This is a genomic window from Acetobacter cerevisiae (assembly GCF_001580535.1).
Lineage (GTDB): Bacteria > Pseudomonadota > Alphaproteobacteria > Acetobacterales > Acetobacteraceae > Acetobacter > Acetobacter cerevisiae.
The window spans coordinates 1-10773 of record NZ_LHZA01000095.1 but is presented as its reverse complement, the minus strand read 5'-3'; the positions used below and the strand labels follow the sequence as shown (position 1 = coordinate 10773).

Sequence of the window (10773 nt, the reverse complement as noted above, 5' to 3'; positions counted from 1 at the left end):
GCAGACAAGAAGCGCAACCGTCGTCTGATTGGCGATGAATACGACCGCCTGCTGGAAGCCATGGCAACATCGCCCTGGCCTGATGATGTAACCTTCGTCCAATTCGCCATTGAACAAGGCACCCGACGGGAGGAAGCCCTGACACTCCGCTGGCGTGACATTGACTTTGATCGTCACGCCTTGTCCTTGGGAAAAACGAAAACCATGCATCGCGCCATCGAACGTGGCCCGGAAATCCGTCCCCTGACACCCGGTGCGGCCCGCCTGCTGCGGACTCTTCAGGCACAACGCAAATCCAGCCGGCCCGGAGATCTCATCTTTGATATTGGTAGCAAAGATGCTTTTTCGGTCCGGTTCGGACGTATGACGAAGAAAGCTGGCCTTCGGGATCTCACCTTCCATGACCTTCGCCATGAGGCGACGAGCCGCCTCGCAAAGATTTACACGAACCCGCTCGAACTCCGCCGCGTGACGGGTCACAAAGATATCAAGTCTCTGGACCGGTACTATCAACCCCACACGGAAGATCTTGCCGCCAAAGCCATCGCGTATGAGAAGCGTAACTTTGCCGACAAGGACTAGCGTTTCCGTCAGGCTGTCAGGAATGACAGCCTGACCAGAACCACAAGCAGTAGGGCCGCGATCACAAGCCAGAAACTGAAATCCGCGCCCAAGACCAGACTCTCGCCGCGACCCCGACGCTTTTTCCGAAGCTGCTTTCTCTCGGTCTCAAGGAGCTTCCGCTCAAGGAAATCATCCAGATCCTCGATACGAAAACACCGGATGCGACCGATTTCCAGCGACCGAATTCCCAGCGTCTCGTGCTGGTTCCGCAACGTTCCTTCAGCGATGCCGATATATGCCGCAGCAGCCGCGTAACGTAACGACCCACGAGGCTCTATTGCGACAGTTTTTCTTTTAGCTGCCGACATGATGATGCTCCGGTTTTGGAAGACCGATCGAACATAGGATCCGGCAAGGTAGTGCTTTCAGATCCCCGTCATCCGCTGTTGTTCCGGACATTGTCACAACCTCCATGAAGGGAAACTGACTTCACTCGATGCTCAGGGCTTGAGCCTCGAATCATGCGCCAGTTTCCCTGTTACAATCAGGGTATGAGACATTCCTGAAACGGCAAGACGGTTTTTTCGCAATTTTTGACATCGTTCGATTGCGCTCCAGATACCAAAACTGATGTCGTGCGCTACCATTCCTGGCGTGGGAGCTCCGGTTCCGGTCACCCCACGCCTCAGGCATCGGTCCTTGTCCTTATAGCGACATCTCACTGTTCCGCCCGTCGTCAGCGACCCGGTCCACCAGAGACTGGCAGAGTGCCTTCAGGTCTTCCGGACGCGCCAGAAGATCGAGAAAGATGCAGACTGGGGTGATGCCAACACGGCGGTAGAAGGCTTCACGCCGCTCGAAGCGCTCCAATCCCCGCAACTCGTGGTCGTTCCTGGTAATGCGGTTGGGTCCACAGGAACCGATCACCTCGATAAAACAGGCAGAATTTCTCCTGCGCAATGTCAGGTCCGCCTTCTCCGCCCCGAGGTCAGCCATGATCGGCTGATGGAGATCGATTTCCATATCGTCGTGCTTCAAGGACTCAAGGATCTGGTAAACGACACGTTCGGGAAGGGATTCCAGTGTCTTGCCGTTGGACGCGATCTTTCCTGTCGGCGGCAGATCAGGCCAGCGAGCCCTTGCCTGGGTATCGACGCGCGCCCAGTCCCGCTGCCCAGACTCACCGATGAACACCAGATGTTGGCCTGCTGGGCCGAGATACCGGCAGATGGCCTCGCTCGGTGGAGCACCAAGAGCACGGGCCAGATCCCGATAGGTGGTCAGATCAGCTTCGGTGGGATAAAAACGAGACGGCGTAGCATCGTCTGAAGAGCGAAACATTCTTTATTTTCCTAATGAAACGAGAACAGGCGCGATTTGAGCGCGCCTGTTAATGGAAGAAAGGGATATGGGATATGAGTGAGGAGGAGTGCGTCAGTCGCAGCCGGAGCCTTCGCCATCCAGAATCTTGCTGGTCACGCACCGGACCTTGCGTCCAATCATGCGCGTCAGAATGACGACGCCCTCCAGGACGCGGTCGTCCGTATTGTCTTCGAGCGATTGGCTTATGGCAAAATCAAGCAGCCGGTGCAGGGCCACGAGTTGCATAAGATCCGCCTCCACTGCGGAAGAAATTGTTGTATGATCAGACATTGATTTTCTCGTTTACAAATATTGCGGGACGAGGAACCCACACGCAAAAACCCGATACCAGATCGGAAAAGAACAAAATCCTTTGGGGAATTTAGGGTGTGAGACCTCAAAGCCCCGGAAAAATCAGGACCAGACCACACAATAAAAACAGACAGAGAAATACTACACCGTTAACCCTGCCAGAGCTCACAAGACTCGTTTCTGAAAAATACCAGCTTAATCCGTTATAGACTCGAACTGATCGTATCGGCCTGAAAAGCGTTACTATTTTTTGGAGCGGGGGCGCGGCCGCGACCTGAGCGTTCTTTTCAACTTCTGTCCGCTGGGCTTCAGACATCAGGGCGGCGATCACACGGCTTCTTACACTGGCATCCGTTCCCTCGATGCGCCTGTCGGCAATACCAGCCTTTTCGTCGAGGAACGTGTTGATGTTGGCGAGTTTTTCAATCAGCACTTTGGCCACATACTCATCCAGATTCTGCCTATCCGGCATATGCGCCAGCAGAGTGATGATGTGATAGCCTTTCGCCGTCTGACCTGCCCGGTGTCCGCGATCCTCAGCCTGATGCATCGCCGCTGGAACCTAGTCGAGCTCCACAAACACACAGGTATCAGCACCATGCAGGGTCAGAGCCTCACCCGCCGCGTTGATCTAACCCAGAAAGATATCTTGAGCTGCCGAGAGATTTTGCTAACGCGACAGGAGAAACCGCTGAAGCAATGGCTGCGCTGATCGTCAGTTTGCATGATGCCTCAACGACGCACGCCAGAATGGTTCGGGTTGGGCGTCGCTTTATTCGAGAGCGACATGACCATGCGAGAATTATCGATGCACTCGGAAGGATCGCTGGAGATACGAGGGGTAAACGTCAGGCCGGGGAAATGGTCTATGGTCAGTTCTTTGCGGGGCAAACGGAATATTGTCTTCCAGACCAAGAAGAAGGCGCACGCCTCCTGTTGCCTCAGCGGAAACAGAGCAGACAGGCAGCTTCCGCCTCTTTTCTGCCGTTTCCGCAACCGATCAGGTTTCTCGAATGCAGACATCAGCATCGACCATCTTTCGCTTCATTTGTACCAACAACTGTGATACATATGTGCATACACGCAAGGAGGCTTTGTATGTCTGCTGTTACATTCCGGGTAGATGAAACGCTGAAGGCAGCCGCAGTTAAGAAGTTGTCAGCTCAAGGCATTTCACTTTCTGACGCACTGCGCGATACGCTCGCGTATATTGCTGAAACGGGTCGCTCTCCCGTCAAGCGGAGGCTTGTCACAGACGAGGATGCGGAGCTTATCGAGATTGTGCGCGAACGCCTAAAAAACCCTGCCCAAAAGCATCGTATGACTTTTGCAGAGCTTAAGAACCGTCATCGCGAATGAAAGAGTATTGTCTTGAATTCGACGACAGAGCACTCAGAGAGTGGGATGCTCTTGACGGCAGCGTGCGTAAGAAATTTGAAAAGAAGCTGGAAAAGCTGATCTGGAACCCTCACTCTCCAGGAAACGAACTGCATCGCGACCTATCAGGGTTTTATAAGATCAAGCTTCTGAAAGATGGTTACCGCCTTGTTTATCAGGTCATCGACGAACGGATCGTCATCTATGTAATTGCCGTTGGCCGGAGAGCCGATAATGAGATTTATGAACTGGCTTCGAAGCGAACAGAGTGAATTTACTTTCTTGGTAGAAAGTCAGCTCCCGCCTCATGTCGGACGTAGAATGATAGATTGGTGATAGTTGATGCTGGCCATACACGTGAGCAAAGAAAAATAGTAAGATCGGATTTTCATCAGGAGATATGCATGGAGGTGAAGCTCGGGCTGGGTATAATCGCACTCGCTACTTTTCTGAGCACGGCAGCGAATGCTGCAGATCCGCCCGGAGTTGCGAAGTTCGTGCAAAACCACAAGCTGGTACGGTACACTACTGCCTTCTCCGATCTTGACGGTGATGGTCATTCTGAGGCGCTCATCTACGCACTGGCGATGGCAGATGACAGCCGGACACCTGAGACCTTCAAAGAAGCAAATCTCTGCGGCAGCGGAGGGTGTGTTCTGTATGTTTTATCGCTCGCTCCATCCAACTATCGAGTGATTACGAAGATCACGATTGTGAAATTGCCTGTCCGCATACTGTCGTCGATCTCGCATGGTTGGCATGATCTGGGCGTTCAGGTGTCCGGAGGAGGAATTACTCCCAGCTATGAGGCTCGGCTTCGGTTTGACGGGCATAGTTATCCCTCCAATCCTAGCATTTCGCCTGCGAGCCCTTTGAAAAACGTCTCAGGCAACGTTCTGATTAATGCAGACCCGCCTCCAAGATAGTGGCCACCTCTGCCAGCCTATGTAAAAAGCGGTGTTCATGACCGCTCTCATAAGGGAATGCAATTGCACCATCCTTTGTCTGCTTGTACTCCAGCACATCCGGAAGCAGACCTTCCGCTTCCCCCCAAATCTGCCTGTCGGCTTCAAGAATTAAGCAGACTGGCGGCAGTCGCCTTTATCTCAGTCATAAGAAGAGCCGTTCCAGTTTCCGTAAAGCGGACGGTCGGCAATAATTCTCGTTATCCGCCGATGTCCTCCTCCAGACTTCTGATTGCTGCATGTGCAGCTGATCAGGAGAAAGTATCATGGAAAAGAAAACGCGTTTTCCATCGCCTACGCTGAAGGCGTCCGTGCCTTGGAATGCAGGAAAAATGGTTGGCGCCAAGCGGGCGCTCAAAGAAAAGCACGTCTGGGCTATTCGGTTCTGGCTGGGGAGCGAACAGCGTGTCAGAGATAGAGCTTTGTTTGATCTTGCTCTCGATAGCAAACTCAGAGGCTGCGATCTTGTCAGCCTTCGTATCGGCGACATCGTTACCAGTGGTCAGGTGCGCCACCGAGCCATGGTCGTCCAGCAGAAAACCCGGCGACCTGTGCAATTCGAAATTACAGAAACAACGCGAGAAAGCGTGCGGGCGTGGCTGGAACATCGAGGTGGTGGCTTGAATGAGTATGTTTTTCCAAGTCGCCAAAGCGCCAAAGCTCACCTGAGCACAAGGCAATACGCCCGGCTTTTGGATCAATGGGTTCAAGCGGTGGGACTAATCGCCGGGGAATATGGAACTCATTCGCTCCGCCGGACTAAGGTTGCCATGATTTACAAACGAACCGGTAATATCCGAGCCGTGCAGATCCTGCTGGGTCATTCAAAACTGGATAGTACGGTTCGATACCTTGGGGTGGATGTCGAGGACGCTCTGGCACTGTCGGAAGCCACTGATCTCTGAAACAAACATGCCTCAGGAATTCTCTACCTCCTCCCTATGTGTACATGTTATGATGACACATGGGGAGGAGACCATGAGCCAGCATCTTTCAGATAACGCACCATTACCACAGAAAATCGGTGTTCGGGAGTTCCGGGGAAACCTGACAGCGTATCTGCGTCAGGTCAGACAGGGCAGTACGATCCTCGTGACGTCTCACGATCAGGTTGTCGCTGAACTGCGTCCGCCAGCTCCTTCCTATCGTCCCCGTCGTCAGCCAGGAGCTCTTCGTGGGCGGATCAGAATGAGCGAAGATTTTGATGAGACACCGCCGGACCTTCTTGAAAGCATGGAACGCGACCTGTGAAGGTTCTGCTTGATACGCATGCGTTGCTGTGGTGGCTTTCGGACTCCGACCGGCTGGGTGAGACTGCACGAGAAATTATCGCAGATCCCGTCCACGATATTCTGGTGAGTATCGTATCATTATGGGAGATTGCGATCAAAATCCGTATCGGAAAGCTTGATGCGGATATGAACGATATTCTAGCAGCCATTCCTGCGGAAGGTTTCTCTCTGCTGCAAATACAGCCCGAACACCTGCAGATTCTTATGTCTTTGCCTTTGCATCATCGTGATCCGTTTGACCATCTCCTGATGGCGCAGGCGCAAGCTGAACACGCCACATTTCTTTCGGAAGACGGACAAATGGATCATTACCCCATCAAGCGAATACGCTGTTCGTGAAGCAGAAACTGCCGTCAGAACACGACCCCATTGTCGCCGTTCGGAGCGCCGCGTTCGGCGCCCGAAACCTGCCGTTCATTCACTTCCACCCGACGGCAAAGTCGGGGCCGTCTGCTGAAGAGGTCATCAGGGAAATCAAGCGGCTTTTCAAGATTGAAAAGAACCCACCCACTGTTACCCGCGCCGAAGGTCGCCTCACGCGGCGCGGTGGCTTCTTGAAGAGTACGGCCTCGTCACCGACGACTATCACCGCACACAATGGGTGTGGTTCGCTGTGACCTTCACCGCAATCTGGCGCAATTTCTCCAGCGCTAAGTGACGGATTGCGGGCGAGATCTCGAAGAAAAGTAGAACGGACGTTCGAGTGTGATGCCGCGAAAGTCTGGTCTGAGCCCAAAGTGACGAATGCTGCACGATGGGCGAATGTCGATTACCGACCTCACTACGCCAGCGTGCGCGTCATCTCACGGATCAGATCATTTGTCTCTGGTCTCGTCGTTTGGTGCCGATATCGAAGGGCCAAAACAGTTCTTGATATTTCAAGGCCATCGATGGGTTTCGACACCAGGCCCATGTCCGAAGGAATAGCGGTGGCTGGCAGGATCACCGCACCTGACCCTTGCCGAGCAAGTTCAACTAACCAATCCACGCGATTTGACCGATAGGCCGCGTAGAGTTCGTGACCATGATCCGCGCAGGCCCCATGCAAAACATCCCGCATTTCGCAATTTAGGCGGTCAAGCATGTCAGTTTTAGCAAGAGCCGAAAGAGAGATCGCATTTAGTTCAGACAACGGATGCGACTTTGACACCACGACCTTGTAGTCCTCTTCATAGAGATGGTCTATACGATAGAGGTCTTCACTGACCTTCTCTGCGGTGACTACAACGTCAAATTCACCATCTCGTAACCCGGCAAGAAGCTCGGAGGTTGACGCAACGATCAATTCGATTTCGGCTTGCGGCAATCGCGTACGAGTACGCTCCATAGCTGCCGAAATCCTGTTGTGGCCAATCGTTTCGCCGACACCGACAGAGATTGGAACCCGCTCCAGGCGCATATGACGGACCGCCTCTGCCTTAGCCTGTCGCGTCTCATCGTGAACCTTCTGCAACCTTGGCTGCATGAGTTTACCGAGGGACGTAGGCCTGCATCCCGCACGGTCCCTGACAAACAGGTCACCTCCAAGCTCGTCTTCAAGTTTCTTGATCGCAGTCGTCAAGGAAGGTTGGGAGACATTGGAGGCACTGGCTGCGTGGGTGAAGTTTCGGTGCTCGCAGACAGCAAGAAAATACCTGATCTGGTTCATTTCCATTGCCGCATTCTCCGTCACATCTCCGGCACTACCTCATACCAACTTCGATAGTCCTTGTCTATCGAACAATAGAATTTCGGAATTGGATTCCGAAGCATCCGGCATGGGACAAGAGTGCATCGAAACCAAGCACGGTGCACTTCAGATCAGGAGACGACCATGAAAATGCAAATCCTTCAGACATGCGCCGCACTGGCTCTGATCACAACTTCTGCAACTGCACAGGACAACCCAATGGAAAATCACACTGCCAGCTACATCGCCATGCCGGCCGCCGAAGGCCAGACCGCTGCCTTCGCGGAGTTTCTGGCTAGTGCCGCACCCATCGTGGGAGAAACAGAGCCGGGCACTGTACTTTGGTTTGCTTTGCAAGCCTACGATACGCTCGCAATCTTTGACATCTTCGCAGATGAAGAAGCACGCGACGCTCACTTCTCAGGAGCGGTTGCTGCGGCTCTGAACCAAAACGCCGACGCGTTGGTGGACAGAGGATGGGACGACGGTGTTGTCGCGAATATCAACAACTCCGATGTCCTGTCGGTAAAGGCGCCGGTTGATCTCTACACGGCAACAACCGCAACTTACATCAAGCTCGAAGCCGCTCCAGGTAAAGGCCCCGAATTGGCAGCCTTGCTGACCGCCGCCGGCCCCATCGTCGCAGATACCGAACCCAAGACATTGTTCTGGGCGGCGCTGCAGATTGACGAGAACAACTTCGCCATCTTCGACATCTTTGCCGACAACTCTGGCCGCGAAGCGCACTTTGCCGGACAAGTCGCCGGACTCTTGAATGAAAAGGCTTCAGAATTGGTCTCAGGCGGATGGGACGACGGTGTGGTAACAAACGTCCGCAATTTCGATATCCTCGCTGCCAAGTAATCTCGAGGTGACTTGAGAAAGAAGTGCCCGGTGCAATCCATCGGGCGCTTTGCTGTTTGAATTTAGATTCACGCCAAAGCGGCCGTGCCGGAACTGGCAAGCGAAGCTCGCACTCGCCTCCGGCTTGGAAAGGGCGGCTATCGGCGGGAACATGTCCGCGCCTTCGCCCAACACGCCGAGATCGCGGACGACGCGATCTACATCGAGGGCAGCAAAAAACACCCTATTGAGGACGCCGGTAGCCACCAAAGGAGAAAAGTCGGCGGGAATCGGCGTTCCCGGTTTTTACCAAAGTGGCGGACCGGGTGGGATTCGAACATATACGCCGAAGTAATCGGCTTGCGCTTGGCTACGCCGTGAGCAATGTCGGCTTTCGGGACGCAGCAAGCGGCAGTCGAACGGCCGGAAAGGGGGCGCATTGCGGTCAAAGTACAGTAGCCTGCTGAACGGCCGCTTTCCCGGCTTGGGCGCCCAGAAGCGGTCGGGCAGCTTGCCCCCCCATAGTGTTGAAAAACTCAAGGTGAAGAGTGAAAGTGTTGCCAAGCCACTTCGACATAAGTGCAGCTTTCTTGCCTCAGGTGGATAAGGCAGGCGCTCCGGGAGGTATCAGTTTCGCCATTTTGCGGAGATTTTGGGCAGCTGCGGCGAGATGGAACTCATCACGGGCGCCGTTTGGTCCTCTGAGCCTCAACCGATCGATCTTCAAAATGCGCTTGAGGTGAGCAAACAGCATTTCGACCTTCTTTCGTTCTCGTCTGGAGATAATATAGGCGTCGGTTAAAGCAATGTCGCGGGCCATATCACGAGCGCCTTCATGAATAGAGCGCAGAACCTTACGATTGGGCTGATTGGGGCAGCATTTTGGTTTGAGAGTGCATACGTCGCACGCCAGTTTCGACGAACGGTATCGAAGTAGGTTGTCGGGAGAGGCATTTGGTTGATCCGAGTTGATCTTGCGCCACTGCTGCTTCAGTTCCTGTCCTCCAGGACAGATGTAAAGATCGTGCACGTGGTCATATGTGAAATCTCGACGTTCGAAAGTCCCGTCCTGCCGGGCAGATTTGTCGAAGACCGGAATGTGAGGTTCGATGCCACGCTCATGAACCAGCCACGCAAGATTTTCAGCGGATCCATAAGCTGTATCCGCAGCAAGCCTTTCGGGCCATATTCCAAATGTTTCCTGCGTACGCTCTATCATTCTGCGTTGCGCCGTAACCTCGGCCTGCCGGATGGCTGTCGTGGTTTCTACATCCATGATGACAGCCGATTTAAGGTCGATGAGGTAATTTGTGCAGTAGGCATAATAAGCAAGGCCACCGCTTGCAGCGTTCCAACGTGCTGCAGGATCGACCGGAGAGATATATTTTGGTTGCACGGGCGTAGCAGACCCAAATGCAGCATCGTCCAGCACCGAGAAATACTCACGCACAGCACGTTGGGCTGCCTCGATCGGCAGTTTATCAGGGCTCGGAACACTGCGCTGCCGATTGGCGTCGGCCTTGATCGTGCTGGCATCGACCGCAAAGCCTTCACCGCCCACCAGTCCCTTGGCGATGCACTGCCGGACGGTCATTTCGAACATTTGGCGAAGCAGATCACTCTCCCGGAAGCGTCCGTGCCGGTTTTTCGAGAATGTCGAATGATCAGGCACAGGGCCGTTGAGACCAAGGCCACAGAACCACCGGTAGGCCAGGTTAAGATGGACTTCTTCACATAGCCGTCGCTCCGACCGAATACCCATCACGTAGCCAACGATTAACATCCTGATGATCAGCTCGGGATCGATTGAAGGCCGCCCCGTGCCGCTGTAAAATGGGCGAAGATGCTCACGCAGGCCATCCAGATCGACAAAGCGATCAATTGAACGCAAAAGGTGGCCAGCTGGCACATGATCTTCAAGACGGAACTCGTAGAACAGTGCCTCCTGTATTTTTGTTCGATCACCCATCATTTGCAGGTTCCTCCTGCGAAGAGTGAATCAGTGCTTCACTCTCAAAGCAAGCGCGACTTTTTCAACACTATCCCCCCATTGCAGACATAAAGGCGCAGAAATAAGCACTTAAAATCCTTTCGCCGTATTTGTTTTCTCATGTGTGTTTTGCAGCGCGGCCCACTTGGCTATCTCTAGCGCCGTGGTTTTTCAGTAAGCATGTCAGATTGGAAGTGTTTTTTGGTGAAAGGTTATAATGGGCAATGCTTGATTCTCTTCTTCTGACAGGCTCTTGGCCCGATCTGCTCCCTCTTGTTCTCGAACAGGTAGACCGCCTTACGCGTCAACGCTTGATTCACACTGAGGTAACGGGGGACGGTCTGCGTCACATTCTCTCGACTGCCCGTTACCCCCCTGCCAGCCTGTCGGGTTGTCCGC

Annotated in this window: 16 protein-coding genes; 10 read left to right on the top strand and 6 right to left on the bottom strand. The window is 53.7% G+C overall.

The features are described 5' to 3' along the window. Positions 1 to 582: site-specific integrase (locus AD928_RS01870; RefSeq protein WP_156470053.1), on the top strand; the 582-nt coding region annotated here is incomplete at its 5' end. 8 nt (positions 583 to 590) lie between these two features. Here AD928_RS01870 and AD928_RS01865 read toward each other — a convergent pair. The 3 genes from AD928_RS01865 to AD928_RS01855 form a co-directional block, all read right to left on the bottom strand. Next, positions 591 to 932 (bottom strand): hypothetical protein, encoded by a 342-nt coding sequence (locus AD928_RS01865; protein WP_062247773.1) that lies wholly within the window; start codon positions 930 to 932, stop codon positions 591 to 593. 337 nt (positions 933 to 1269) lie between these two features. Next, positions 1270 to 1905: a hypothetical protein gene (locus tag AD928_RS01860; RefSeq protein WP_062247771.1), complete on the bottom strand. Its 636-nt coding sequence runs from the start codon at positions 1903 to 1905 to the stop codon at positions 1270 to 1272. 93 nt (positions 1906 to 1998) lie between these two features. Continuing rightward, positions 1999 to 2217 (bottom strand): hypothetical protein, encoded by a 219-nt coding sequence (locus AD928_RS01855; RefSeq protein ID WP_062247769.1) that lies wholly within the window; start codon positions 2215 to 2217, stop codon positions 1999 to 2001. A 271-nt stretch (positions 2218 to 2488) separates the two neighbouring features. Here AD928_RS01855 and AD928_RS14920 point away from each other — a divergent pair, with 271 nt between their 5' ends. Next, entirely contained in the window at positions 2489 to 2950 is a 462-nt protein-coding gene (locus AD928_RS14920; RefSeq protein WP_167347334.1) for a hypothetical protein, read from the top strand. Between the two features lie 20 nt (positions 2951 to 2970). Here AD928_RS14920 and AD928_RS14915 read toward each other — a convergent pair whose 3' ends face one another. Next, complete coding sequence (locus AD928_RS14915) at positions 2971 to 3129, bottom strand: hypothetical protein (RefSeq protein ID WP_167347333.1); 159 nt, start codon at positions 3127 to 3129, stop codon at positions 2971 to 2973. A 207-nt stretch (positions 3130 to 3336) separates the two neighbouring features. Between AD928_RS14915 and AD928_RS01840 the strand changes: the two genes are divergently transcribed. The 7 genes from AD928_RS01840 (at position 3337) to AD928_RS01810 (ending at position 6489) form a co-directional block, all read left to right on the top strand. Next, the gene (locus tag AD928_RS01840; protein WP_003618686.1) at positions 3337 to 3597 is read left to right on the top strand and encodes a type II toxin-antitoxin system RelB/DinJ family antitoxin; all 261 of its coding nucleotides are present in this window, start codon (positions 3337 to 3339) and stop codon (positions 3595 to 3597) included. Further along, on the top strand, positions 3594 to 3887 hold the full coding sequence (locus AD928_RS01835) for a type II toxin-antitoxin system RelE family toxin (protein ID WP_003618711.1): 294 nt from the start codon (positions 3594 to 3596) through the stop codon (positions 3885 to 3887). Before AD928_RS01840 ends, AD928_RS01835 begins: the two co-directional genes overlap by 4 nt. A 132-nt stretch (positions 3888 to 4019) precedes the next feature. Beyond that, a complete protein-coding gene (locus tag AD928_RS01830; protein ID WP_062247763.1) occupies positions 4020 to 4541 on the top strand; it encodes a hypothetical protein in 522 nt (173 codons plus the stop codon). 305 nt (positions 4542 to 4846) lie between these two features. After that, positions 4847 to 5485, top strand: a complete 639-nt coding sequence (locus AD928_RS01825; protein WP_062144895.1) for a tyrosine-type recombinase/integrase — start codon at positions 4847 to 4849, stop codon at positions 5483 to 5485. A gap of 7 nt (positions 5486 to 5492) precedes the next feature. Further along, positions 5493 to 5831, top strand: a complete 339-nt coding sequence (locus AD928_RS01820) for a type II toxin-antitoxin system Phd/YefM family antitoxin (protein ID WP_012813325.1) — start codon at positions 5493 to 5495, stop codon at positions 5829 to 5831. Further along, positions 5828 to 6211, top strand: a complete 384-nt coding sequence (locus AD928_RS01815; RefSeq protein ID WP_062247761.1) for a type II toxin-antitoxin system VapC family toxin — start codon at positions 5828 to 5830, stop codon at positions 6209 to 6211. Before AD928_RS01820 ends, AD928_RS01815 begins: the two co-directional genes overlap by 4 nt. After that, complete coding sequence (locus AD928_RS01810) at positions 6208 to 6489, top strand: hypothetical protein (RefSeq protein WP_010516857.1); 282 nt, start codon at positions 6208 to 6210, stop codon at positions 6487 to 6489. The genes AD928_RS01815 and AD928_RS01810 overlap by 4 nt, the downstream gene beginning before the upstream one ends. 164 nt (positions 6490 to 6653) lie before the next feature. On the opposite strand, the gene AD928_RS01805 is transcribed toward AD928_RS01810, so the two are convergent. Continuing rightward, on the bottom strand, positions 6654 to 7526 hold the full coding sequence (locus tag AD928_RS01805) for a LysR family transcriptional regulator (RefSeq protein ID WP_061498856.1): 873 nt from the start codon (positions 7524 to 7526) through the stop codon (positions 6654 to 6656). 159 nt (positions 7527 to 7685) lie between these two features. On the opposite strand from AD928_RS01805, the gene AD928_RS01800 reads away from it, so the two are divergent. Beyond that, positions 7686 to 8405 (top strand): putative quinol monooxygenase, encoded by a 720-nt coding sequence (locus tag AD928_RS01800; RefSeq protein ID WP_062247758.1) that lies wholly within the window; start codon positions 7686 to 7688, stop codon positions 8403 to 8405. 574 nt (positions 8406 to 8979) lie between these two features. On the opposite strand, the gene AD928_RS01790 is transcribed toward AD928_RS01800, so the two are convergent. Continuing rightward, on the bottom strand, positions 8980 to 10356 hold the full coding sequence (locus tag AD928_RS01790; protein ID WP_062247757.1) for an IS1182-like element ISGdi16 family transposase: 1377 nt from the start codon (positions 10354 to 10356) through the stop codon (positions 8980 to 8982). Between the last annotated feature and the right edge of the window lie 417 nt (positions 10357 to 10773).